General features: G+C 57.1%; 17 protein-coding genes, 2 tRNA genes and 2 rRNA genes. 15 read left to right on the forward strand and 6 right to left on the reverse strand.

The genetic code is table 11. The features are described from left to right. Nucleotides 1-21: 21 nt before the first annotated feature. The 4 genes from EPN93_07865 to EPN93_07880 all read left to right on the forward strand — a co-directional run bounded on the left by EPN93_07865 (nt 22) and on the right by EPN93_07880 (nt 4,024). On the forward strand, nt 22-1,254 hold the full coding sequence (locus EPN93_07865; protein ID TAL36729.1) for a class C beta-lactamase-related serine hydrolase: 1,233 nt from the start codon (nt 22-24) through the stop codon (nt 1,252-1,254). Between the two features lie 379 nt (nt 1,255-1,633). Further along, nucleotides 1,634-2,227, forward strand: coding sequence for a hypothetical protein (locus tag EPN93_07870; protein TAL36730.1), 594 nt, complete (start codon nt 1,634-1,636; stop codon nt 2,225-2,227). Beyond that, nucleotides 2,149-3,279 (forward strand): potassium channel protein, encoded by a 1,131-nt coding sequence (locus tag EPN93_07875; protein TAL36731.1) that lies wholly within the window; start codon nt 2,149-2,151, stop codon nt 3,277-3,279. The genes EPN93_07870 and EPN93_07875 overlap by 79 nt, the downstream gene beginning before the upstream one ends. Before the next feature lie 115 nt (nt 3,280-3,394). Then, nucleotides 3,395-4,024 (forward strand): hypothetical protein, encoded by a 630-nt coding sequence (locus tag EPN93_07880; GenBank protein ID TAL36732.1) that lies wholly within the window; start codon nt 3,395-3,397, stop codon nt 4,022-4,024. 124 nt (nt 4,025-4,148) lie between these two features. Here EPN93_07880 and EPN93_07885 read toward each other — a convergent pair whose 3' ends face one another. Next, entirely contained in the window at nt 4,149-4,352 is a 204-nt protein-coding gene (locus EPN93_07885) for a hypothetical protein (GenBank protein TAL36733.1), read from the reverse strand. 7 nt (nt 4,353-4,359) lie between these two features. Continuing rightward, nucleotides 4,360-5,508 carry an alanine racemase gene (gene alr, locus EPN93_07890; protein TAL36734.1) on the reverse strand — a complete coding sequence of 383 codons (1,149 nt, stop codon included), beginning with the start codon at nt 5,506-5,508 and terminating at the stop codon, nt 4,360-4,362. A 265-nt stretch (nt 5,509-5,773) separates the two neighbouring features. Here alr and EPN93_07895 point away from each other — a divergent pair, with 265 nt between their 5' ends. Genes EPN93_07895 through EPN93_07910 form a run of 4 tightly spaced genes read left to right on the forward strand, consistent with a single transcriptional unit; the run spans nt 5,774 to nt 9,851 of the window. Then, the gene (locus tag EPN93_07895; GenBank protein TAL36811.1) at nt 5,774-6,085 is read left to right on the forward strand and encodes an endonuclease domain-containing protein; all 312 of its coding nucleotides are present in this window, start codon (nt 5,774-5,776) and stop codon (nt 6,083-6,085) included. Nucleotides 6,086-6,138: 53 nt separating this feature from the next. Continuing rightward, nucleotides 6,139-8,385 (forward strand): ATP-dependent Clp protease ATP-binding subunit ClpA, encoded by a 2,247-nt coding sequence (clpA, locus tag EPN93_07900; GenBank protein TAL36735.1) that lies wholly within the window; start codon nt 6,139-6,141, stop codon nt 8,383-8,385. 22 nt (nt 8,386-8,407) lie between these two features. Beyond that, nucleotides 8,408-9,121, forward strand: a complete 714-nt coding sequence (locus EPN93_07905) for a leucyl/phenylalanyl-tRNA--protein transferase (GenBank protein TAL36736.1) — start codon at nt 8,408-8,410, stop codon at nt 9,119-9,121. Between the two features lies 1 nt (nt 9,122). Further along, the gene (locus EPN93_07910) at nt 9,123-9,851 is read left to right on the forward strand and encodes a DUF1566 domain-containing protein (protein TAL36737.1); all 729 of its coding nucleotides are present in this window, start codon (nt 9,123-9,125) and stop codon (nt 9,849-9,851) included. A 3-nt stretch (nt 9,852-9,854) separates the two neighbouring features. On the opposite strand, the gene EPN93_07915 is transcribed toward EPN93_07910, so the two are convergent. The 3 genes from EPN93_07915 to mtnP all read right to left on the reverse strand — a co-directional run bounded on the left by EPN93_07915 (nt 9,855) and on the right by mtnP (nt 14,189). Further along, nucleotides 9,855-12,479, reverse strand: a complete 2,625-nt coding sequence (locus EPN93_07915; GenBank protein TAL36738.1) for a hypothetical protein — start codon at nt 12,477-12,479, stop codon at nt 9,855-9,857. A 243-nt stretch (nt 12,480-12,722) separates the two neighbouring features. Further along, nucleotides 12,723-13,226: a hypothetical protein gene (locus EPN93_07920; protein TAL36739.1), complete on the reverse strand. Its 504-nt coding sequence runs from the start codon at nt 13,224-13,226 to the stop codon at nt 12,723-12,725. Between the two features lie 102 nt (nt 13,227-13,328). Further along, entirely contained in the window at nt 13,329-14,189 is an 861-nt protein-coding gene (mtnP, locus tag EPN93_07925) for an S-methyl-5'-thioadenosine phosphorylase (GenBank protein ID TAL36740.1), read from the reverse strand. Nucleotides 14,190-14,510: 321 nt separating this feature from the next. Here mtnP and EPN93_07930 point away from each other — a divergent pair, with 321 nt between their 5' ends. Then, nucleotides 14,511-16,643, forward strand: a complete 2,133-nt coding sequence (locus EPN93_07930; protein ID TAL36741.1) for a hypothetical protein — start codon at nt 14,511-14,513, stop codon at nt 16,641-16,643. 263 nt (nt 16,644-16,906) lie between these two features. Then, on the forward strand, nt 16,907-18,502 hold the full coding sequence (locus EPN93_07935; protein TAL36742.1) for a HAMP domain-containing protein: 1,596 nt from the start codon (nt 16,907-16,909) through the stop codon (nt 18,500-18,502). A 21-nt stretch (nt 18,503-18,523) separates the two neighbouring features. On the opposite strand, the gene EPN93_07940 is transcribed toward EPN93_07935, so the two are convergent. Beyond that, entirely contained in the window at nt 18,524-19,912 is a 1,389-nt protein-coding gene (locus EPN93_07940) for an FAD-binding protein (protein ID TAL36743.1), read from the reverse strand. A 185-nt stretch (nt 19,913-20,097) separates the two neighbouring features. On the opposite strand from EPN93_07940, the gene EPN93_07945 reads away from it, so the two are divergent. From EPN93_07945 to EPN93_07965, 5 genes are all read left to right on the forward strand, one after another. After that, complete coding sequence (locus EPN93_07945) at nt 20,098-20,559, forward strand: hypothetical protein (protein ID TAL36744.1); 462 nt, start codon at nt 20,098-20,100, stop codon at nt 20,557-20,559. 413 nt (nt 20,560-20,972) lie between these two features. Continuing rightward, a 16S ribosomal RNA gene (locus EPN93_07950) occupies nt 20,973-22,521 on the forward strand. Nucleotides 22,522-22,679: 158 nt separating this feature from the next. Then, nucleotides 22,680-22,753 (forward strand) — tRNA-Ile (locus tag EPN93_07955). 31 nt (nt 22,754-22,784) lie between these two features. Next, nucleotides 22,785-22,857: transfer RNA gene (locus EPN93_07960), tRNA-Ala, on the forward strand. Between the two features lie 101 nt (nt 22,858-22,958). Further along, nucleotides 22,959-25,983, forward strand: a 23S ribosomal RNA gene (locus EPN93_07965). The 16S and 23S rRNA genes sit together here with 2 tRNA genes alongside, the layout of an rRNA operon. Nucleotides 25,984-26,175 lie beyond the last annotated feature (192 nt).

The following is a 26,175-nucleotide window of genomic DNA, read 5'->3' on the forward strand; positions in this document are numbered from 1 at the left end:
AAAACACCAAGGGGAGGAATCATGGCGGAGAATGGCGGAGCCAAGAAAGGCGGAAGGAAGGGTCTGATAATTCTCGGCGCGATACTGGGCGTCATCGTAATTGCGGGAGCGCTCAACTTCAACCGCGGGCAGCGGCTGTACCGCGTCCTGAACCTGTTCGAGAAGGACGTGATCCTGGATAATTTCCGGACGATGAGCGATAAGTTCGAATCGCGGACCGTGCATCGCGGGGACGCGGTCTTCCCGCTCAAGCGCGCGCAGGCGGCGCTGCCCGGTGAGTACATGCACCAGGGAAAGAAGAAATCGGTGAACGAGTTCATCGAGCGCACCTGGACCACGGGGCTCCTGGTCATGAGGGACGACACCATACTGTTCGAGAATTACTATCGCGGGAACACGGAGACCTCGAAAGCCATATCCTGGTCGGTCGCGAAGTCCTTCGTGTCGGCATTGTTCGGCATCGCGATGGCCGACGGGTACATCAAGGACATCCGCCAGGCTGTAACCGACTACGTTCCCTCGCTCAACGAGTCCGGGTACAAGGGCGTGCCCATCAAGGACGTACTGCAGATGTCGTCGGGAATCCACTTCAACGAGGATTACGCCGATTTCAATTCCGACATCAACAAGATGGGGCGGTATTTCGCGCTCAACATGCCGCTGGAGAAATTCGTGGCCTCGCTACTGCCCGAAAAAAAGCCGGGGACATTCAACCATTACGTGAGCATGGACACCCAGGTCATAGGCATGATCATCCGCAACGCTTCGGGAAAGACCATTTCGCAGTACATGGAGGATAAACTCTGGAAGCCGCTGGGTATGGAATCGGACGCCTCCTGGCTCATCGACAGCGACGGCATGGAGACGGTTTTCGGAGGGTTCAACGTCGTGCTCAGGGACTACGCGCGCTTCGGCAGGCTTTATCTTAAAAACGGCAACTGGAACGGGACGCAGCTCGTTCCCGCTGCCTGGGTCAAGGCGTCGGTGACGCCGGACGCGCCGCACCTTCTGCCGGGCAAGCGCGACAACTCGAGCTGGGTGCTCGGGTACGGCTACCAGTGGTGGATTCCCGAGAACCCGGACGGGGATTTCCTGGCGATCGGCATCTACGGGCAGGCGATCTACATTTATCCGAAATATAACATCGTGATCGCGAAGACCTCGGCGTATCCCGACTACAACAAGGACGGGGACGACATGGAAATAGAGTCCATCGAGATGTTCAGGGCGATCGCGAAGGCGATGGGCCGATAGACCTATTTGCTGGCTGACACGCGATACGGCCGGACGGCGCCTCCCTGGTACCCTTCCCCTCACTGGGAGCCGTTCTGCCGGGCCCGGATTCGTGGGGATGGTGGGGATGGTGGGGATGGTGGGGATGGTGGGGATGTGTAGAATGTAGTATCCTCCCATAAACGCGAGCATCCGCAGCAGCTGACAATGGTTAAGGGAACAGTGCGTGTAGTGCAGAGAAATCTTATCGGGTATCGGGGCGCGCCCGGAACGACCCCGGCAGGCATGTCGAACGGTTTCTTAAAATATTATTTTCGTCAAACGGCAAAATGTGTGTACAAGTACCGCCGGGGCTGCTATAAATAAGCCGCACGTGAACCATTATACACAGAGGGCTTCCATGCGAAACCTCATCGACAGGGCGTTCTGGATTCTGCTGGCGGCGATCGTGGGCGCTTCGATCTACTTCACGCTCGATATCGCCCGGATAAAGAAAAGCATGAACGCCTCCGCGGCCAATCTCCGGATCGAGACCGGTCAAAAGGTCACGGTGAAGAAAATCATCGACGGCGACGAAGTCCTCGTGGAGATGGGGAACAAGAAATTCATCGTCAGGATACTCGGCATCTCGTCGTTCGATTCGACGCTCAACGATCCGCTCGACAAGGGCGCGGGCGAGGCGGCGCTGTTTTACCTCCAGAAGATGATCCTCAACAATGAGATCGAACTTGCATTCGACGAGTTCAAGGTTGATTCCAGCGAGCGGCTGCTGTCGTATATTCACATGAGCTCGGTGGATATCGGCGAGGACATGGTGTCGGAGGGGCTCACGCTCGCCTTTACCAAGTACCCCTTTTCGCGGATCAATAAATATGAAAAAGCGCAGCGCGCCGCGCGCGAAATGAAAAAAGGGATATGGGGCAATGCCCGTCTGGAGAAACGCGCGCTCGATCTTCTGAACCTGTGGATGCAGGACAGGGAGCAGCCGCGATGATCATTACCCTGTTCAGATTATTCTCCGGGAAATTGTCCACGACGATGCGCATGAACAGGGTCAAGGCGATGCTTTTCTTTCTCTGCCTTCTCTGGTATTCGGCGTCGGGGTTCCTCTATTTCGAGCTGGAGTTCAAACCCGACCTGGGCTGGGGCGACGCGATCTGGTGGGCGCTCGTTACCATGGCGACGGTCGGTTACGGCGATCTTTTCCCGACGACGTTTTTCGGCCGATATCTGGTCGGCGTTCCCTCCATTATTTTCGGTATCGGCTTTCTGGGCTATATCATCACCTCGGTCGCCACAAAACTCGTCGAAACCAGGTCGCGGAGGTTGCAGGGAATGAGCAGCGTAAGCCTGTCGAACCATATCATCATATTCAACTATTCTCACGTCGACGAGGTCCTGGCGCTCGTCAGCCAGTTCCAGTCCGATCGGACGATGAGGGACAAGGGCGTCTGTCTTGTGGACGAGCAGCTTGAGGAGATCCCTCCCCGGCTCGCGGAGGTCGGGGTGCAGTTCGTCAAGGGAAGCCCGACCGATGAGGATACGCTCCGGAACGCGGGGCTGGACCGCGCGACGCACGCCATTGTGCTCTCGCGAGACAGGCTCGACCGTCACGCGGACGACCAGAACCTGGTGACCGTCATGGTGATCGAGAAAATCAACCCACGGGTATTCACGATCGTCGAGGTGATCGATACTAAGAAAAAGCACCAGTTCGCACTCGCGGGGGCAAACGATATAATCTGCATCGGGGAGCTTTCCGTCAACCTGATCGCGCGCGAGATAATGGACCCCGGGGTAAACTCGGTGTTCCTCGAGCTTTCGACCAACGCGCGCGGTTCGGAGATGTATATCGTCGGCATCGATGCGGGAGCGGGTTCGACCTTCAGGGACCTTCAGCTGCGCGGGATAGAAAAAAGCGTATCGGTAATCGGACTGCTTAAAGAGGAAGTCCCGATGCTGAACTGCGAACCAGGAACTGTACTACGGCTCGGGGACAGGGCGATCGTCATCAGCGCGGACAGGGTCGGTGATCTGGTTGTTTGATCCGCGATAAAAGTTCAGGATGCCGGTGCGGGCTTAACAATATTGACTATACCCGGACGGCGGTTATACCATATCGCTGCCGGACAAAGACACATTATTCGCGGAGGTACTACTAATGGGCTTGTTGAAAAGAACCGGAACCGTTATATTCTCTTTCTTGTTTTTGGTCGTGCTCGCCGGATGCTTTTCCTACCCCCTCAAGCCTTCACGGGACGAGTTTACTCATTTTACCGCCGGACAGATGCCGGAATACGCGAAGTTCCCGGACGGCCAGGATTTCGAAAACCAGAAAAAATTTCTCCTCCAGCAGATACACATAGACGGTACTATAAGCGCGGCCGAAAAAGAGGCGAAACAGAAAAAGGTGGAAGCCCTCGCCTTCGAGGAATCACGCTACCTGATGTACGGCGTATTCTCGCCGGATCAACTGGCCCCCAATGAGCGAACCTTTAAATTCGAATTCCCGGGGTATGATATCGGGGAGCTTGTCGGGGAATCGTACCCTGTGGTAATTCAAAAAACGGTTACCAGCAAAATATCTACTTCATCGAGTTATGAATACCGCTTCTTTTTAGTGATGAAGAAGCCGCTGATCCCTGCCAACTTCGGTTCGAGTGGTCTGCCGCTGATCCTGCGTGTGACGAACTCCAAAAACCAGGTTCAGGAATATACCCTGATCGAAGGCCCGGGATCGCCCGCGGGCAAGGAACTTCCGCCTGCGAAATCCGCGCTCACGCTGCCGTAATGCACGGCGCAATTGTCGTGTCCGCCAGGCGTGGAATTTAGTCCGGGGGCGCGAAACCAGCCCCGCAGGTCTCGATGCGCTCGAAATCGCACCTCCTGCCTATTTCGCACACGACGCAACGCCCTTACAACCTGAATTGCTTCAGCTTGTCCCTGAGCTCGTTCGACGATAGCGAGAGCTCCTCGGAGCGGGCGGCGAATTCCTGGGCGCCGGTGTTCACGCTCTCGATGGTCTGGGATATGCGGCGCGCGTTTTCCTTTTGAACCCCCGTGGAATCGGAGAGGTTCTGCGAAAACTTGCTTATCGATCCAATCTTTATCCCCTGCAATGCAACCCTACGGGACGTACACCCTAGGCACGCGCATGCTGATGCCGCACAGCATCTCGTACGGAATGGTGCCCGTCTTGTCACAGAGCTCTTCGATGGGAATCATGCACCCGTCCATCTCGCCGAACAGCAGGACGTCGTCGCCGTTATACGCCGTCCCCCCGGGACCGATATCGACCATCATCTGGTCCATGCAGATGGTGCCCGCCGCCGGGCAGCGCCGGCCCCGAATGACCACCTCGCTCCTGTTGGACAGGAGGCGCGCGTAGCCGTCGCCGTAGCCTACGGGGAGCGTGACCACGCGCGTTTGCTCACTGGTGACGTAGGTATGGTTGTAGCTTATGCCCGTTCCCGCCGGGACCACCTTGAAGTACGACACCTTCGTCTTGAGCGTCATCGCGGGAAGTATCCTTCTGCCGGCGTATTCCCGCTCCGGGGCATACCCGTACGGGTCGCACCCGTAGAGCATGATGCCGGGGCGGACCATTGTGAGATGCGCGTCCGGGTACGACAATATGCCCGCCGAGTTTGCGAGGTGCACGAGGGGCGGCAGGATGTTTCTCTGCGCCATGTAGTTCGCAGTGTTCGCGAAGCGGGCGATCTGCGTATCGGTGAAGGCGCGGTCCGATTCCGCCTTCGCGAGGTGCGAGAACACCCCCGTGACCGATATGTCGGGAAGGTCGAGCGTGCCCTGGATGAAGCGCTCGGCGTTGTACCAGTGGACGCCGATACGCTCCATGCCTGTGTCGATCTTCATCTGGACACGCGCGGTCTTTCCCCGGCGCGCCGCGACCTCCGCAATGGCGCGCGACTTGTCGAGCGACGAGCTCGTGATCTCGATGTCGTGCTCCAGGAAATCGGCGATCTGGTCGGTGTTGATCGCGCCGCATACAAGGATGGGCGCCGTGGTCCCGGACCGGCGCAGGTACACGGCCTCCTCGAGGTACGCGACTCCCAGGCAGGACGCGCCCGCCGCGAGGAATATATCGGACACCTCCTTAATGCCGTGGCCGTAGGCGTTCGCCTTCACCATTGCCATGACCTGCACCCCGGGTCCCGTGAGCGCGCGCACGGTTTCCATGTTGTGCCGGAGACGGGAAAGGGACACCTCCGCCCTCGTGGGCCTGTTCTGGTAGGTTTCGATAATGAGTTTCATGGGCGCCGCCTTTTCGGAAAGTACGGTAGGGGCCGGAAAGAATAAAATGCAACCAAATTTCCCCCGGCCGCGGTTGGACCGAAATTTTGAGAAAACCTCGTCGACGCCGTCGGGGCGTGTGTATATTATGGTGACGAGGACAAAGAAGCCCCCCGACCCCCCGAAGGGGGGCAATAGCGCGATCAAATGTTAAAAGTTCACAAGGTGCGAATATTTGAATGCTGGAATAAAATCACCTCGATACGTGATTGAGCTTGCAAGGGGAATGAGGAAAAATCCAACTGCGGCAGAAAAGAAGTTATGGGAAGAATTGAAAGAGAAAAGGTTCGACGGATTAAAATTCAGGAATCAGCATCCCGTGTTCAGGTATATACTTGATTTCTATTGTCATGAAAAGAAGCTGGCAATTGAGGTTGATGGCGATATCCATATTAATCAAAAGGAAACTGATGCGTATCGTGAGGACTACTTGAAAAGTCTTGGAATTGTAACAGTGCGCGTGAAGAATATCGATATTGAAGATAGAATTGAGGAAGTTCTTATCAGGATAAGAAGCGAATTGCGTGATTTGTATTGATTGCCATGCCCCCCTCTGGGGGGTCGGGGGGCAGAGCGAATGGAGCGTGAAACATGAACATTAGCGACGAACTAAACCAGATAATCATGGCAGCCTTCAACGAGGCGAAAAACCGCAAGCACGAGTTTCTCACCCCGGAGCACATGCTCTACGCCTCGCTCTTTTTCAAGGAGGGAATCGATATCGTGAAGGGATGCGGCGGGGACGTCGAGGCGCTCAAGGGCGAGCTCGAGACGCACATGACGGAAAAAATTCCCCGTGCGGCGGACGATATCGAGCCCGTGCAGTCGCTGGGCTTCCAGAACGTGATGGAGCGCGCCATCTGGCACACGGCGTCGGCGCAGAAGGAGACGCTCGACCTGGGCGACGTGGTCGTCTCGATGTTCCAGGAGCACGAATCCCACGCGGCCTTTTTTTTAAAGAAGCAGGGAATCAGCAGGCTCGACGTGCTGAACTACATCTCGCACGGTGTGGGCGTCGTCCCCGGCGAGGACGAGGGCAAGGCCGACGAGGCCGGGGCGGGCGAGGCCGCCGAAAAACCGAAGGACGACGCGAAGATTCTCAAATCGTTCACCGTGGAGCTCACGGCCCGCGCGCGCGCGGGCGAGATCGAGCCGCTCATAGGGCGCGACGAGATTCTCGAACGGACCGTGCAGGTCCTCTGCCGGCGCTTCAAGAACAACCCGGTGCACGTGGGCGAGCCCGGCGTGGGCAAGACCGCGATCACCGAAGGCCTCGCGCTGCGCATCGCGGAGGGGAAGGTCCCCGACCTCCTGAAAAACTTCCGCATCTTTTCGCTCGACATGGGCTCGCTCCTGGCCGGGACGCGCTACCGCGGCGATTTCGAGGAGCGTATGAAGCGGGTGCTTGCCGCCCTTTCGAAGATGGACGACGTGATCCTCTTCATCGACGAGATTCACACCATCGTGGGCGCGGGCGCCGTCTCGGGCGGCTCCATGGACGCGTCCAACATACTGAAGCCCGCCCTGGCCAGCGGCAAGCTCCGCTGCGTGGGCGCGACGACCGACGACGAGTACCGCAAATACTTCAGCAAGGACGGCGCCCTCTCGCGCCGCTTCCAGAAGATCGAAGTGCCCGAACCCTCGATAGACGAGACACGGCAGATCCTCGCGGGAATCCGCGACAAGTACGAGTCCTACCACGGCGTGAAATACACCGAGGACGCCCTCACGGCGGCCTCCGAGCTTTCCGCGAAATTCATCACCGACCGGCACCTCCCGGACAAGGCGATCGACGTGATCGACGAGGCGGGCGCGTACGCGCGCCTGTACGGGACCAGCGGGAGCGACGGCGTGATCACGCACCTGGACATGGAGCGCGTCGTCTCGCGTATGGCGAAGATTCCGGAGAAGAGCGTCACCTCCTCCGAGCTCGACAAGCTGCGCGACCTCGAAAAGCTCCTTAAAGAGCGCATCTTCGGGCAGGAATCGGCGGTGAACATGGTGGTCGAGGCGATAAAGCGCTCGCGCGCGGGATTCCGCGAACCGGGCAAGCCCATCGCCTCCTTCCTGTTCGTGGGGCCCACCGGCGTGGGCAAGACCGAGCTCGCGCGCCAACTCGCCGCGGTGATGGGGGTATCGCTCCACCGCTTCGACATGAGCGAGTACCAGGAGAAGCATACCGTGGCGCGTCTCATAGGCGCGCCCCCCGGCTACGTGGGCTACGAGGAGGGGGGCCTCCTGACCGAGTACATACGGAAGACGCCGTACGCGGTGCTACTCCTGGACGAGATCGAGAAGGCGCACTCCGACATCTTCAACACGCTTCTTCAAGTGATGGATTACGCGACCCTCACCGACAACACCGGCAAGAAGGCTGATTTCCGCAACGTCGTGATCATCATGACCTCGAACGCGGGGGCGCGTGAAATCGGAAGGCAGCGCATCGGCTTCGAGGAGGCGCCCGTGAACATGGACGCCCTCTCGGCCGCGGTGGATCGCATCTTCGCCCCCGAGTTCCGCAACCGCCTGGACGCGGTGGTCCAGTTCAACGGCCTCACCCTGGACATCGTGCTGCAGATCGTGAACAAGGCCCTGGGAGAATTCCGCACGATGCTCGCGGAGAAGAAGGTGGAGCTTCGCGTCACGGACGAGTGCTCATTGTGGCTCGCGAAGAAGGGCTTCTCGCCGGAATTCGGCGCGCGCGAGATCGCGCGCCTGGTGCAGGACAAGGTGAAGCGCTTCTTCATCGACGAGGTCCTCTTCGGCAGTCTTTCTAAGGGGGGCGTCGCCGAGGCGTACGTCGAGAACGACGACGTGGCGATCAGGGTGCTCGAATAGAGAATAGCTTTACGGAAAGTTCATGCCTATCTTCCAGCTCCCAAATGAAATCGTGTTCCCTCCCGTCCATCTCGCCCACGAGAGCGGCATTCTCGCAGTGGGCGGCGACCTCACCCCGGAGCGCCTCCTGGCCGCGTACCGCGAGGGGATATTCCCCTGGTACTCCCCGGAGGACCCCATCCTCTGGTGGTCGCCCGATCCGCGATTCGTGCTGTATCCGGCGGAGATCAGGATCGCGCGGACCATGCGCCAGGTCCTGCGCAGAAATATATTTACCGTTACCTTCGACCGCGCGTTTCGTGATGTGGTTGCCGGGTGCCGAACCCCGCGTAAGACCCAGGCCGGCACGTGGATCACCGACGAGATGCTCGAGGCCTATTGCCTCCTTCATGAGCGGGGATACGCGCACTCCGTGGAGGCCTGGCGGGAGGGCGCGCTCGCGGGCGGCCTGTACGGGGTCTCGCTGGGTGGCATGTTTTTCGGCGAGTCCATGTTCGCGCGCGAGAGCAACGCCTCGAAGGCCGCGCTCGTCACGCTCGCGGAAGCGCTCGGAGAAAACGGTTTCGACATGATCGACTGCCAGGTGTACACCGGGCACCTGGAAAGCCTGGGAGCCCGCGAGATTCCGCGGACGGAATTCATGACGATCCTGCGCTCGTCACTGGAACGCGTGACGCTCCGGGGGAACTGGGGGGAGCTTTCGGAATTCTCCCGCGCGCGGGACAGCGAGGGATGACATGAGAATAATGGTTCCGATACTCTTCGTGGCGGGAATCGCCGCCCTTTTAACGGCGATCGCGACGCTTGGCCCGGTCGAAGGCGGAACATCCTCGGCCCGTGAGGGTGCCGGCGAGGGCATGCAGTTCGGCGCGGTCGTGAAGGTGGACATGCAGACCTTCGAAATCGATATCTCCCGCGAGGGCTTCGCCGACACGAAAGGGATGATCTCCCGGCTCTATATCAGGCTCCCGAACGGGGTCGTGGAGCTCGCGCTCGTGCGGGGCGGCTGGAAGGAGCAGCGCGCGCGTTTCACGGGCCAGTCGCGCCGGCTTGCCGCGCAGGTCAGGCCGGGCATGACGATATTCTACGAGCGCGCCCCCTCGATACCAGAAATGAAAACGGTGCTTTTCAGCGAGTATGTCGAGCTCAAGTGGATGCAGGGGGACCCTGCGTATCTGGAATGGAAGGAGGCGATGAAGTTTTGCGCGGCGCGTGGATTGCGCCTCCCCACCATTCGGGAATGGACCGCCGCGCACGACCGGCTGGAGCCCGTGGACTGGAACAGGATATTTTTCGGCGCGATATACGAGTGCCTGTACACGCCGTGCTACTGGTCCTCGACGGAGCATGTCGAGGGACAGTACGACAGCGCCTATTACTTTTACGAGGGAAAGGGAACCCAGTACATGTTCAAGACGTATTCCGCGCTCACGCGCTGCGTGCGCGCGGCCGCCGCGGGGAATTGAACCCTACTTCCCGCCCAGGGAGCCGAACACGACCTCGAGTTTTTCCCTGAACGCCGGGTAGAGGTCGCGGGGCGCGCTCCCGGTTATGATGAGTGCGTTTCCGTTGTGCGCCACCGTATACGATTCCCGCACCTGTTTCCCCACTTCGGAGGAGAGCGTCCAGAAGTATTCCGCTCCGTCCCTGTTCCCCCAGCGCTGTTTCACGATCGTGCCCCCCGTGCCCTTCACCCAGTCCTCGCAGGCCTTGTCCATGGCCCTTCCCTGGAGGGGAACCAGCGCGACCGTGATGTCCGCGCGGTTGTCGGCGCTTCCCATGCGGCCCAGCACGCCGTCCCTGGCATCCGCGGAGTCGGGCGCGCGCTCGACCCAGCCTTCGGGCAGCGTGATCGAAACGCCCGCGCTTTCAAGCGTGATTTTTCTCCCGGTATCCGCGCGGTCATGCGGGGCCGGCGTCTTCCCCCAGAGCTTCCGGTTGCGCTGGAGGATGAGTTTCGCGGCCGCGTTCCGGTCGACCTCCGTGAAATTGGACTCGTTCATCGTCCAGTCGGCGACCTCGACCCGGGTACCGTCCGTGAATGCGTTTCGTACGCCCGCGATGCAATCGTCCGCGGGGACGTCCCTGATATCGACGCCCTTCTGCCTGTAAAACGCGACAAGCAGGGATATGCGCGAAACGAGCCCCGCGAGCGTTTTCCGCAGTTCCTGTTTTGCGGCGTATTCCTTTTTAAGCCTTTCCGCGTCGAAGCCCTGAACGCCGGGAATAAGCGAGCCGGCGGCAAGCGCTTTTTCAAGCACGGGGCTCGTCTGCCCGCCTTCGAGCTCCTCGCGAAGGGCGCGGTAAGACTTCGCGTACAGGGGAAGCGCCTCGCGCGCGTAACCCAGTTTCATGAGCGACGCGTGCTGACGCTCGAGCAGGCCCGTGAGCCCCGAGACCTCGAACTGGGCCAGGGACGCGTCCAGGTCCTTCCCCGCGCTCCGGGTGCGGCGCGTCGCTGCCGCGCGTGCGTCGGAGAAAGCAGCATGTGCCTTAGCCGCGGCGATATGCGATTCCTCGATCGCCCGGAGAAGATCGCGCTTCGCCGTTTTCACAGCGGCGGCCTGCTCCCTGCTGAAAAAGCGCAGGCTCTCCTTCCCGATCCCCGCGGCGTGCTTCATGGCTTTATAGAGCTCCCCCGCGCGCGCGTAGGCCAGCGCGTATCTCCTGTGGAGGGGCGGGCGGTCGATCGCGGCGGCGCCGGCGCATTCCTCTATAAGTCCCCGGATGAACTGCGCGTAACGGCCGTATTCCGCGGCCCGTTCCCGGTAGAGGGACTCCGCGCGGGCGCCGTCGGTCCGGCGCGCCTGTGAGAGCCACGCGCAGTAGTCCACCGATCGCGCGGCATACTCGCGCAGCGCCCCGAGCTTTGCCGTGATAAGATCCTTCGCGAGCCCGAATTCTTTTTCATCGATCACGCCAAGTCCTTTCGCCCGGGCCTGCGTGATCTCCTCATCCGCGCGCGCGATGGCCGCGAGCGGGTCCTTCGCGTAACGCGCGTACAATTCCAGGAGCTTTTTCCTGAGCGCGTCGAAATACTCCGCCCCTTCGGATCCGGTGATGGATGCCGCTGCGTCCGTGCGGAACGTATCGGCCTCGCGCATGAAGCGGGCGCACATGGGAAGCGGGGGAAGCTTCACCGATACCCCGTCCGCGCGCGCGGGACCTTCCGCCGGGACCTCGGGGATATCGGTCCGCGCGAGGCAGGCGGACGAGAGCGCGCCGAATACCGTGCGCTCGAGGTCCGCGGGATTTTTTAACAGCGCGCGCTTCCGCGCCGGCGGGAGTTGCGCGGCGTCTTTGCCGAGCGCGCCCATTTTCTCGATGAGCGCCGCCTCGCTGTCAAGGCGCGCGGTGAGCGCGTGCCAGGCGGGACATCCTGGCAGGTCGTCGGGCCCCATCACGACCGTCGCCGGAATCTCCGCGAGCGCGGCGTTGGCGGCGTCGACGACCAGGTCCTCGAGCTCACGCGGCGAGAGGCGTCCCCCCGCGGCCGCGAGGCCTTCCCGTGTTTTCGCGAGGATCCCGTCCAGGTACTTCGCGAGCGTCGCGTCCCTGGCGGTGATCATGCGCGCCATGTACGCTTCCAGGGCAAGGGGCTGGAGCGCCGCCCGGAAAAAGTCCTCGTCAAGGATCGCCGCGGCGAGTTCATCCGCGTCGGTTCCACCGGCAAGGCGCGCGCGAAGCGCCGTCGCGGACGCCGCGCGGACGGCCTCGATGCTCTTCTTTTCGCCGGGCAGCGCGGTAAGCATGTCGAGCCGGGCTATTGAAAAGAGGGGCTGGGAAAGGCGTTTCGTCTCGGCGGCGAGTTCTTCGGCAGTAAAGGCCCGTTTTTCGTAGCGCGGCGAGCCGTCCCCCTTCAATGATCGCTGGAACTGGCCGAGCGTCGCGCGCGCGACCTCTATCTCCGCGTCCATCGATTCAAGGAGCGCCGCGTGCGCCCCCTCGCGGGCGAGCCGTTCCCTGTCGGCGCTCACCTGTTTCAGGCGCATGTCCCACCAGTCGAGGCGCTGCCCCACGAAGGCGTGCAGGGGACGCGTGATCGGTCCAAGGACCATAAGTGCGGTCAACGCGAGACAGATGCGTGTTTTCATGCGGGCGCTCCTTTTCGGCCCGGGCGCTCCCGGGCTGCTGTATATAGTATCGAAAAGGCGGACGATTCTGATTAGCAGGGAATCTGGTCACCCTGCCCCGTAATCGGGGATGATGCCCGGCCGGGATTCAGGCAGGCGCGCGGAATGGGTTGAAGCTTTTAAGGAGAAGGGGGTCCGATACGCACCGCTGCGGACGGAGAAATCCCTGTGAGGCGAAAGCGTATCGGCCCCCCGATTGCCGTGCTAAAAGTACCAGCGGGCGCCTATGCCCGCGTCCAGGTCGAACGCGGTCGAGGGCAGCAAAGATATCCCGGGAGCGATCTCCGCGAATAATTCGAGCTTCGGGAGTGCCATAAAACTGAGTCCAACCGGTATCCGGACGCCGAGTTCCGACGAGGGTTCGTGCCGGGCTCGGCGCCCGTCGTTATCCTCCCACGCGATGAACTTGGCGCCGGCTCCCGCGTACCAGTCCAGGGTTGCCGCCAGGGGCGCGGTGTACACCCAGTAGTCGCAATGAGCATGAAAATGGTTCTCGATGGACCATGCAAGCCCTATCACGGGAAACGAGCGATAGCGGAAGGTGAGTCCTGTCGGCTCGCCGATCATGATTCCTATGCCGGGGCCCTGGGGGGTTGCGGTGCGGGCGGGAAGTGCGGTCAGGAAGATAAAGAGTACGGTGCATGCTCCGCACAGAGCCGGAATACGAAACTCCCGGATGGATTTCTTTGCGAATTGCGCTTCATTCATGACAATACCTCAGCAACAATCGGCATTAATAATTAACTTATAACATCTGAAAAAATCAAAGGTTATTAAAACAAATCAGTGTACGATCAGGCGGGCTCAGCCCTAGAAATATTCCGGCAGGATCGCCTTCAGCCGCTTCGCCGCCGCGCGGCCCTGCTTTTCCTTCGCCGTGATGACCGCGAATTTCGCGGCGCTGCGGCAGTCGCAGGTGCGCTCGTGGGACATGTGCGGGATCAGGTTCTTTAACAGGGCCTTCGCGTGGACGGCGTTTTTATTAAGGTTCGCGACCACCAGCTCCACGGATACGTGGGCCTCGTCCTCCTTCCAGCAGTCGTAATCGGTGCTCATGCAGATGACGGTGTAGCATATCTCGGCCTCGCGCGCGAGCTTGGCCTCGGGGATGGTGCTCATGTTGATGACCCCGGCGCCCCAGCCCCGGTAGAGGTTGCTCTCCGCCTTCGTGGAGAACGCGGGTCCCTCCATGCATACCAGGGTCGTCCCGGTGTGCAGCGTGATGCCCAGCGCCTTCGCCTCCGGCGCCACGAGCCCCTGGAGCCTTCCGCAGAAGGGGTGCCCGAACCCCACGTGCGCGGCGATGCCCTCCCCGAAAAACGTCGAGGGGCGCGCCTTTGTCCGGTCAATGATCTGGTCGGGGAGCACGAAATCGAGCGGATGGATCTCCTCCTTGAGGCTTCCCACCGCGGAAAAGGCGAGGATCTCCTCGACGCCCAGCATCTTGAGGGCGGCGATATTCGCGCGGTAGTTGATCTCGTGCGGAAGCACCACGTGGCCGCGCCCGTGCCGGGGAAGGAAGGCCGCCGTGCTCCCGTTGATCTCGGCTATCGTGATGGCGTCCGAAGGTTTGCCCCACGGCGTCGAGGGCTTCACCTCGTTGATTACCTTCACGCCCTCGATTTCATAAAGCCCCGAACCGCCTATAATGCCGATCTTCGCGCCGCCCATGTACGCCTCCGTTGGAAAAGTACGGGCATGATATCGCATACTTTGCCGCGCGCGCAAGGAAAATTCGGGACTATACACGGATTTGCATAACAACTCATTTCGAGGGGGAAGTAAATATGTTGACTTACCATTCGCCGAATATACTATCAATAATGTTTTCCGGTTGGATATGAATAGGAACTTGATTCGACAGGCGCGTTTCTGCCGGTCTGCGGCTACGGGTGCCTGAAGGGTCAGTCGGTTTGTGCGGAGGATCAAGGCCGGGTAAAAATCCGTGTGCGTGAAGATGCGTGTCAATGACGGAAACTGAATTCCTGGGAAATGGACAACGGCGACGGGCGGTACAGCCATGAAGTCAGAAGAATGAAAATGTTCCTTTTCAATAAACTATCAACACTGCCTCTTTTGCTCATTTTACTCCACGCGTTCCCTCTTTTTGCGTCCGAAATCGACCTGGTCAGCGAACCCGTCTATGTGCGGAAAGGCTTCGATCCCTCATTCGTGGATAGTATTCCTCGTGTCGATGAAAAAACTGTTCTTTTCATTCCGGGGAGCAAAACCGGCAGCCGTAAGATCGTATTAAAAGAACTTTCCCTGGAAGGCCTGCCCCAGAGGGATGTTTTCTCATTAACCGAATATCCCCCTGAGAGCTTCACTTTTTTAACGGAATTTTCACTTGCCGGAGAGGACCTGGCGGGGTGCTTCCCTAAAGGCGTCTATTTTGCCAACATAGGTGAGAACTGGGCGATTTACCTGAACGGGCATCTCCTGGGATCGGAGATTCACCTGGATGAAAAGGGCCGGATAACCGCGTACCGGCATTACCGGAAAGTTCTCATCCCCATCGATCCGCGCATCTTCCGCGAGGGCGGGAATATTCTCGCCGTCCGAATTATCGGCGATCCTACCAATATCGATTCGGGATTTCATCGCAGCACCCCGTTTATCATCGACTCCATGGACAGGCTGAACAGCCTGCGGTCGGATCAGACGGAGCTCATTCTCATTTTCATTTACCTTTTCGTAGGGCTGTACCACCTGTTCCTGTTTCTGAGGCGCAGGGGCGAGAGGTATAATTTTTATTACAGCGCGTTTTCCGTCATGCTCTTCACCTACCTCGTCTCGCGTACCAGCGCGGTCTACGCCGTTATCCCGGATTCAACCGTCCTGCATCGCGTGGAATACTGCTCACTGTACACGCTTATCCCCCTGTTCGGGGCGTTCGCCGACTACCTCCTCGTGGGAAGATTCAGCCGAATAATGAAAGCGTATGCGCTGCTCTATTCGGCGCTGATCATCGTAACCGTACTCCCGGTATCCAACCCGTTTGCGATCGACGTATTGCGTATCTGGCAGGTAACCTCCCTATTCGCGCTTGTGTTCATCGTGTTTTACAGAATCGGCCGGCCGGTACTGTCCTACTTTAAGAAGCTTTTCTCTGATTATAATTCGTTGCCGCGGCTGCACCGCGCAGCCAGGTCTGCGTACCGGTCACTCTTCTTCTCCACCCCGGGAAGCATGTTGATCGGTGCGCTCGTCATGTTCGGATGCGCGGTATTCGACATCCTCGATTCGATGTTCTGGGCATACGACCTGGTCCTGGCCCAGTATGGATTTTCCGCGTTCACCCTGGGAATAACCCTGATCCTGGCAAACCGGTTCATCTCGGTTCACAACACGCTCGAGTCGAGCTGCGAGGTCTCCAGGAAAGAGATGGAGCTCGCGTCGGACATGCACTCCCGGCTGCTCCCTCCCGCGCCTTCGGGGATCGCCGGCTGGGACATCGCCCTCTCGTTCAAGCCGAGGCACGGCGCTTCCGGGGACTTTTACGATTTTTATGTCGAAGACAGCCGTCTTGAGGGGATGACCATCTTCGACGTATCCGGACACGGCGTCTCGTCTGCCCTCATCACCATGATAGTCAAGCCGATAATGTTCAGGCTCTTCAGCACAATGAAGCAGAGCGGCCTCGATGAAATAATCGGGAAGCTCGACGAACAGGTGTCCCGCGAGATGGCGAGCCTCGACAATTTCGCCTCATGTATACTGCTCCGGTTTAACGGCCCGAACATTGAATATGTTAACGCGGGCCACCCGGACCTCCTTCATTTGCGCCGGGGTTACGGCGAGGTCGCAATCGCCGGTGACGGCGAAGGAGATTTCCACCTGGCGCCGGTCGGCCAGCACATTGCGCAAAAGGCCGCCTCGGTGATCAATCTCACGACGGAAAAGGGGGACGTGTTATTACTGTTTACCGACTGTATAATCGAGAGCCGGAACGCGCGCAAAGGTCCCTATGGCCTTAACAGCCTCATGACATCACTTTCGGAAACAAAGGACCTGTCGGCGCAGGAGATACTTGATGCGATTCTGAAAGATTTTAATTCCTTTATTCCCGAAGCGCAGATTCTCGATGACTTCACCGTTATCTGCCTGAAAAGGACCGCCGACTGACGGGAATTGCCGATGCCCCCATTTTTTTTCACGCCAGGGGAATGCCGGCCGTAATCAGTAGACTTGTTGCATAACTCAATTTTGCGGGGTATAAGGGGCGAAGCCCCTTAAAAGCCCCCGCAGGGGTTCCCCGCGGGCGTGAGACGGCAGTTTCGCAACAAGTCTGGTATTTATGTGATGATTAATTGACGTTGACATGCGAAAGGTAACGTTATATGATATATGGGCATGCTGAAGCATCATGATTCAACGTGGAGGTTGTCATGAAGCTGTCGTGGAAAAATTTAAGCATAAGTAAAAAGATAATCCTGCTTTCCTCGCTCATCATTCTCTCATTCGCCGTAACGGTGTTCGCCTATCTTATTCCGCTTTTCCAGGACGAGAGCATTAGGATGAAAAAGGAAAAGGTCCGCGATATAGTCGCTACCGCCCTGAGCGTGATAGAAGCGATCGACAAGGAATATGCGGCCGCGGGGAAAACGAAGGAGGATGCGCAGAAAAGCGCCGTCGGGCAGCTGCGCGGTATCAGGTACGGGGACGAGGGCAAGGATTACGTCTGGATAAATGATTTTCAGCCGGTCGTCATCATGCACCCGTTCGCGAGCGATCTCGAGGGGAAGAACGTCGGTGAAAAAACCGACCCCACGGGGAAAAAGTTTTTCAAGGAAATGGTCCGCATCTGTCAGGAACGAGAGGCGGGCTATGTCGAATACATGTGGCAGTACAAAGACCAGAAGGAACGTGTGGTGCCCAAAATATCGTTCGTGAAAGCGTACAAGCCATGGGGCTGGATAATCGGGACAGGGGTCTATTACGAAGACGTCCGCGAAAGCATCCTGAGCACGGTGGTGCGCATACTCCAGATTTTCGGTGGAATCATCGGGATCTCCATTTTGCTCTCGCTCTTCGTTTCCAGGAAAATTTCAAAGTCCATCCGCGTGGTGGTGGGGCGACTCCAGGAACTCGCCAGCGCGGAGGGGGACCTCACCGGGAGGCTGCCTGTGGAATCCGGTGACGAGGTGGGCGAACTCTCGCTGGTGCTCAACCGTTTCCTGGACCAGTTCGAGGGGCTGGTCGTAGAGATCATGGATTCATCCCGCGCGCTTTCACAGGCCGTGGGGGAAATCAGCACCGGAAACCAGGACCTTTCGGACCGCACCTCCCGCCAGGCGTCCTCTCTCGAGGAGGTGGCATCCTCGCTGGAACAAGCGGTCGCGTCGGTCCGCCAGAACGCTGAAAATACTATGGCCGCGAACGGACTGGCGAGCGAGACGGTGAGGATAGGCGAGGAAGGGAACCGCATCGTTCTCTCGGCGGTTGAATCCATTCGCGAGCTCAGCCATTCGAGCGAGAAAATCAGCGAGATCGTGGAGGCCATTAACGGCATCGCCTTTCAGACGAACCTCCTTGCGCTCAACGCGGCTGTCGAGGCGGCCCGGGCGGGAGACAGCGGGCGCGGATTCGCGGTCGTCGCGGCCGAGGTGCGCAACCTGGCCCAGCGGGTCCAGGGATCGGCGAAAGAAATTGGGGTTCTGATAAAAGAGGCGCTCGAAAAGATGCAGGAGACCAACAGCCGCGCGGGTAAGAGTTCCGAGGCGCTGCAGAACATCACGGAATCGATCAAGCGCGTGGGAGGTCTAATCTCGGAAATCTCCGCGGCGAGCGAGGAACAGCGCCAGGGCATGGACCAGATAAACGCCGCCGTCACGGACATGGACAGGATCGGCCAGCAGAACGCCGCGCTCGTGGAGCAGACGGCCGCGGCGAGCGAGGAGATGTCGCGGCAGGTCGAGGTGCTCCTCGAAAAGGTGAGCCGGTTCAAGACAAGCGAACATTCCAGAGAGCGCTCCCCGGCTTGAACCGGGTTCGATCGAATCGCCTTAAAGTATTTTGTGCGGATTCAGGATGCCCGCGGGATCGAACGCCGTTTTGATGCGCCGCAGCAATTCGATCTCCTCATGCGAAAGCGCCATGTTCAGATAGTCCCGCCGCGTAAACCCGATTCCATGTTCCCCCGTAATCGTGCCCCCGTGCGCGATCGCGATCTCATAGATCCTGCGCTTCATCCCCGGAAGCATCGCGTTCCAGGCCGGGTATTCGATTTCGTCTTTTAGGGCGTCGATATGCACATTCCCGTCCCCCGCGTGCCCGAACATTATGGAGCGCAGGCCCAGGGATTCCAGGTATGACTTGACCTCTCTCAGGAAGGGGGGAATTTCGGAGCGCGGGACCACGGTATCCTCGGCAAGAAAAACAGGGCTCTCTTTCGTAATGGCCTCGCGAATGGCGCGCCTTGCTTTCCATATGCGTTCGCTCTGCCGACGGGTTTCCGCGACCAGTACCCGTTCGGGTGAAATGCTCAGGATCCCCGTGAGACGCTCAAGATCGCCGTTTACCGATTCTGCCGTCGTCCCGTCAAGCTGGACGAGCAGGTGCGCGCGTGCGCGGGGAAAGGGTATCTCCTGCCCGAAATGCCGCGCCACCAGCCGGATGGCGTCCTCTTCCATGAATTCCAGGGCCGCAGGGACGATCCTGCCGGATATGATCCGGAAGACGTCTTCTACGGCTTCATCCAGTGATTCGTACGGGATGAGCAGGTCCATAGTATAGGGGGCCGCGGGGACGAGTCTCAGGAGGATTTTCGTGATAACCGCAAGCGTCCCCTCGGAGCCGGTTAGAATACCGACAAGGTTGTACCCCGTCGCGTTTTTTACATACTTGCCACCGGTGGTGATTATTGAGCCGTCCGTGAGCACGCATTCGAGACCCAGGATATAATCCTTGGTGGTCCCGTATTTCACGGCGCGGGGTCCCCCGGCCCCTTCTGCGACATTGCCTCCAATCGAACAGGATTCCAGGCTGGAAGGATCGGGCGGATACATGAGGCCCATCTCCAGTGCGGCACGCTGAATGTCACCCGTAATCGCCCCCGGCTCGACAAGCGCCGTCATGTTGCGCGGGTCTATTTCGATAATCCTGTTCATGCGTTCCATCGAAAGGACCAGGCCGCCGGCGACGGGAATGGCGCCGCCGGTGACGCCGGTACCGGTTCCACGAGGGATGACCGGCACCCGGTGACGCGAGCATGTCTTCATGACCTCGCTTACCTCGGCCGCGCTTTGCACATGTACGACAAGGTCGGGAAGATGACTGCAATCCGACGTCTCATCCCTTGAGTACCGCTCCAGTGTATCGGTGTCTCGGTATATCCGCGCCGGCCCGAGTTTTTGAATTAGTTCTCCCAGCACAGATTCGATCGCACGGGTCATTATCCCCTCCTGTACGGCAGTATCAGAACATATCCGGCCATTGATTATTTCAATAAGTTTCTGAAAATCGGAATTTTCATCAATTTCAAATGCGAATGCGCCGTTCCTAAAAAGTTCTTTACTTGTAACAATTCCACCGGCTATCCTGATAAAGGAAGGAACGAGCAGGAGGATTGGTAAGTCCCATGATTCTCAAGAAGAGCAACATTTTATCCAACAAGTTTGTTTTACTCATTGAAGATAATATCCAAGAGATCGCCGAGCAGTTTATGAACGACCTGCTGAAAAGCCCGGAAACGATCGCGTACCGGCAGTTGGGCCGACAGGACGTATACGAGGCTGCCTATAGGCGCCTTCATGAGATTTCGCAATGGATTTCCAAGAATTATCCTAAACAGGAAATAGAGCGCTACTATCGGCAGATCGGCCGTGAGAGATATGAGCAGGGGATACCGTTTTCCGCCGCGTTCAGGTTCCTTGTATTGTTGAAGAGGCATATGTGGCTTTTTGTATTGAACAAACTGTATTACGACGCGACCATATATGAACAGGCCCTCGATCTCAACAACAGGGTCGTGCTATACTTCGACCGGGCCGCCTACTACCTCCTGTGCGGTTACGAAGATATGCTTAACAAGAAATGGTAAAAAAACTATTAATATGATTGACAGGTACCTACAATAAATTTTATGGTCATGTCCACGCAAGAGCGTACATAAAAGCAGGTTAAATTTTTTAAAAAATTTACTTGACGTAGGATGTCACAATCCATATATGTACTTCACGTTGTCGTGAATCAGGTATGTGTTCTTTAAAAAGTTTTGGGTGTTTGACGGCATACTGCATTAAGTTACAAAGCAGCTTGACTCCGAGTAGCGGGTCTTGTAACTTGTAACTGCATAGCTTACAAGCTCTATACAGCGAAATTTCACATATCGATTCCCAGAACGCTGGGGATTTTTTATCTCCTAATACTGGTTCTTTGAAAACTGAGTAGTATTGTTTTGTTGAAAGTCTCACGTCAATTTTCGTAACTAAAACTCTCAATATAGTCTTTTCTATCACGGAGAGTTTGATTCTGGCTCAGAACGAACGCTGGCGGCGCGTCTTAAACATGCAAGTCGAACGGGATCCCTGATGCTTGCATTGGGGTGAGAGTGGCGGACGGGTGAGTAACACGTGGATAATCTACCTCCGGGATTGGGACAACCACTGGAAACGGTGGCTAATACCGAATGAGATGGTGGTGACATAGGTCACAGCTATTAAAGGTGGGGACCGCAAGGCCTACCACCTGGAGATGAGTCCGCGGCCCATTAGCTTGTTGGCGGGGTAAAGGCCCACCAAGGCAACGATGGGTAGCCGGCCTGAGAGGGTGAGCGGCCACACTGGGACTGAGATACGGCCCAGACTCCTACGGGAGGCAGCAGTTAAGAATCTTGCGCAATGGGCGAAAGCCTGACGCAGCGACGCCGCGTGGACGATGAAGGTCTTCGGATTGTAAAGTCCATTAAACAGGGACGAATAAGCAACGGGTAATATTCGTTGTGATGACGGTACCTGTCGAAAGCCTCGGCTAACTACGTGCCAGCAGCCGCGGTAATACGTATGAGGCAAGCGTTGTTCGGAATTATTGGGCATAAAGGGCGTGTAGGCGGGGGGTTAAGTTAGGTGTGAAATCCACGAGCTCAACTCGTGAACTGCATCTAATACTGATTCTCTTGAGTTCTGGAGAGGAGAGCGGAATTCCCGGTGTAGCGGTGAAATGCGTAGATATCGGGAAGAACACCAGTGGCGAAGGCGGCTCTCTGGCCAAGAACTGACGCTAAGGCGCGAAAGTGTGGGGAGCGAACGGGATTAGATACCCCGGTAGTCCACACCGTAAACGTTGTATACTAGGTGTTAGTGGGTTACTGCTAGTGCCGACGCAAATGCATTAAGTATACCGCCTGGGGAGTACGCCCGCAAGGGTGAAACTCAAAGAAATTGACGGGGGCCCGCACAAGCGGTGGAGCATGTGGTTTAATTCGATGATACGCGAAAAACCTTACCTGGGCTTGAACTGTACATGACAGGTGTAGAGATACACCCTCCTTCGGGCATGTATAGAGGTGCTGCATGGTTGTCGTCAGCTCGTGTCGTGAGATGTTGGGTTAAGTCCCGCAACGAGCGCAACCCTTACCCTTTGTTGCTACCAGGTTATGCTGGGCACTCTAAGGGAACTGCCGGTGATAAACCGGAGGAAGGTGGGGATGACGTCAAATCATCACGGCCCTTACGTCCAGGGCTACACACGTGCTACAATGGCCGGTACAAAGCGTTGCAAACCCGCGAGGGGGAGCCAATCGCAAAAAACCGGTCTCAGTTCGGATTGTAGTCTGCAACTCGACTACATGAAGTTGGAATCGCTAGTAATCGCAGATCAGCACGCTGCGGTGAATACGTTCCCGGGCCTTGTACACACCGCCCGTCACACCACCCGAGTCGGTAGCACCCAAAGTAGCTGATCTAACCCGCAAGGGAGGAAGGTTACCAAGGTGAAGCTGGTGAGGGGGGTGAAGTCGTAACAAGGTAGCCGTATCGGAAGGTGCGGCTGGATCACCTCCTTTTAAAGGAAGATTTAATGAACACAATTAACCCAAGTGGGACTTGGAAAGGCAATACTGCTCAGTTTTGAGAGAACCAGAGTTCTCGAAACCGTTATTAAAATCACGGGTGGAGCGAAACTATAGGCCGATGCTTGTAGTTTAGAAGAGAGTAAGGGCATGGGCCTGTAGCTCAGTTGGTTAGAGCGTGCGACTGATAATCGCAAGGTCGGTGGTTCGACTCCACTCAGGCCCAATTCGACAAGGTTCTTTGCAAGCTTGAATTGGGGGGTGTAGCTCAGTTGGGAGAGCGACTGCCTTGCACGCAGTAGGTCATCGGTTCGAACCCGTTCACCTCCAGATGCAGAAGTTGAAATAACTCTGCTATGTTCTTTGAAAATTGTAATAGTCCGAGCACAAACACAAGTACGAGCGACCTGGTTTGCTGAAAACAGCAGACGAAATAATATGGTCAAGCGAGTAAGGGCGTACGGTGGATGCCTTGGCACTGGTAGGCGATGAAGGTCGCGGCAAGCTGCGATAAGCCCCGGGGAGGAGCAAGCATCCTTTGATCCGGGGGTCACCGAATGGGAAAACCTATCGGGGTAAACCCTCGATATCCGTTACTGAATACATAGGTGACGGAGGCAAACCTGGAGAATTGAAACATCTTAGTAACCAGAGGAAAATAAAGCAAAATGCGATTCCCTAAGTAGTGGCGAGCGAACGGGGAACAGCCTAAACCGATCTATACGTTACAGGCCTGGACCGCTGTAGGATCGGGGTAATAGGATCTGAACTGAGGGCATTCAGGGGCCCTCGGGAAGTTATAAAACCTTAGTTTAGCCGAATCCGCTGGAAAGAGAGCCAAAGTGGGTGATAGCCCCGTAGGCGAAAAATTAAGGTCTTCCTGGTTCAGTCTCCTGAGTACTGCGGGACACGTGAAATCCTGTAGGAAGTTACGAGGACCATCTCGTAAGGCTAAATACTCACCAGTGACCGATAGTGCACAAGTACCGTGAGGGAAAGGTGAAAAGAACCCCGAGAGGGGAGTGAAATAGAATCTGAAACCGTATGCTTACAAGGTGTAGGAGGGCTATGACGCAAGTCATGCCTGACTGCGTGCCTTTTGTAGAATGAGCCGGCGAGTTACTCTATATAGCGAGGTTAAGTGATTGTAATCACGGAGCCGTAGCGAAAGCGAGTCCGAATAGGGCGAATAGTTGTATGGAGTAGACCCGAAACCGAGTGATCTATCCATGGCCAGGTTGAAACAGGGGTAAAACCCTGTGGAGGACCGAACCGTTTAATGTTGAAAAATTATCGGATGAGCTGTGGATAGGAGTGAAAGGCTAAACAAACTCGGCAATAGCTGGTTCTCCCCGAAATAGCTTTAGGGCTAGCCTAATGCGTTCAGTTACGGTGGTAGAGCACTGATAGAGGTAGGGGGTCCACAAACTTACCAAACTCTTTCAAACTTCGAATGCCGTAACTCCAGAGCATTGGAGTCAGACTACGGGGGCTAAGCTCCGTGGTCGAGAGGGAAACAGCCCAGATTAACAGCTAAGGTCCCGAAGTATATGCTAAGTGATAAAGGAAGTGGAATCGCTTAAACAGCCAGGAGGTTGGCTTAGAAGCAGCAATACCTTTAAAGAGTGCGTAATAGCTCACTGGTCGAGTGGTTCTGCGCCAAAAATGATTGGGGCTAAGCATATCACCGAAGCTTTAGATTCAGCGCAAGCTGAGTGGTAGGGGAGCGTTCTATGCGGGTTGAAGGTTGATCGTGAGGACAACTGGACTGCATAGAAGTGAGAATGCCGGCATGAGTAGCGATAAAACATGTGAAAAACATGTTCGCCGTAAGCCTAAGGTTTTCTGAGCAATGTTAATCACCTCAGAGTTAGTCGGCCCCTAAGGCGAGGCCGAAAGGCGTAGTCGATGGGAAGCAGGTTCATATTCCTGCACCACCCGGTGGAGGCTATCGTGATGGGGTAACGCAGAAAGATATAGACGCAGGGAGTTGGTTTTCCCTGTTCTTATACGAAGGCTTGGGATTTAGGGAAATCCGGATCCCTTTAAGGCTGAGGTTGTAGAGGAGTTCCCTCTTCGGAGGGAGCGAAGGTCTTGATTCTACGCTGCCAGGAAAAACCTCTAAACGCGAAATTGGGTGACCGTACCGCAAACCGACACAGGTAGGCGAGGAGAGTATCCTAAGGCGCTCGTGAGAACTCTCGTTAAGGAACTCGGCAAATTAGTCCCGTAACTTCGGAATAAGGGACGCCCCGTTAGTGTGAAGTCCTCGCGGACGGAGCATGAAGGGGCCGCAGTGAAACGGGCCAAGCGACTGTTTACCAAAAACACAGGACTCTGCAAAATCGTAAGATGAAGTATAGGGTCTGACACCTGCCCGGTGCCGGAAGGTTAAAAGGAGGGGTTAGCGTAATTTATTATGCGAAGCTCTGAATTGAAGCCCCGGTAAACGGCGGCCGTAACTATGACGGTCCTAAGGTAGCGAAATTCCTTGTCGGGTAAGTTCCGACCTGCACGAATGGTGTAACGACTTGGTCACTGTCTCAACGAGAGGCGCGGTGAAATTGTAGTGTTTGTGAAGATGCGGACTACCTGCAGAAGGACGGAAAGACCCCGTGGACCTTTACTGTAGCCTGACACTGTAGTTTGGTTCAGTATGTGTAGGATAGGTGGGAGACTTGGAAGCCGGGACGCTAGTCTTGGTGGAGTCAACGTTGAAATACCACCCTTATTGAATTGGACTACTAACTGGTACCTGTTGAACCAGGGCCAGGACACTGTCTGGTGGGCAGTTTGACTGGGGCGGTCGCCTCCTAAAATGTAACGGAGGCGCCCTAAGGTTCCCTCAGCACGGACGGAAATCGTGCGTAGAGTGTAAACGCATAAGGGAGCTTAACTGCGAGACCTACAAGTCGAGCAGATACGAAAGTAGGGGTTAGTGATCCGGTGGTCCTGAATGGAAAGGCCATCGCTCAACGGATAAAAGGTACCCCGGGGATAACAGGCTTATAGTGCCCAAGAGTTCATATCGACGGCACTGTTTGGCACCTCGATGTCGGCTCTTCGCATCCTGGGGCTGGAGAAGGTCCCAAGGGTTCGGCTGTTCGCCGATTAAAGCGGAACGCGAGCTGGGTTCAGAACGTCGTGAGACAGTTCGGTCCCTATCCTCTGCAGGCGTTGGAAATTTGAAGAGATCTGTCCCTAGTACGAGAGGACCGGGATGGACGAACCTCTGGTGTACCAGTTGTCGTGCCAGCGGCACCGCTGGGTAGCTATGTTCGGAAGGGATAACCGCTGAAGGCATCTAAGCGGGAAGCCTACTCTAAGATTAGATTTCCCTTGGCCTTTAAGGCCACTGAAGACCCCTCGGAGACTACGAGGTTGATAGGCAGGAGGTGTAAGCACAGCAATGTGTTCAGCCGACCTGTACTAATCGGTCGTGAGGCTTGACCATATTATAAAAACCCCGATGGAATTTTTTCCATCGGGGTTTTTTCATGTGCGCACGGTAGGGCGCACGCTTGGTGGTGAAAGTCCACTACGGAGGCTGATAGCACCAACCGTTAGCTCAAGGCACCAGAAGTAGGCGCTTGAGGCGAGGGTGTCCATCGCGAGGTGGCCGGCTTTCTGCCTCGGCCGGCATTAGTG

This window comes from Spirochaetota bacterium (assembly GCA_004297825.1).
In the GTDB taxonomy this organism is placed as follows: domain Bacteria; phylum Spirochaetota; class UBA4802; order UBA4802; family UBA5368; genus FW300-bin19.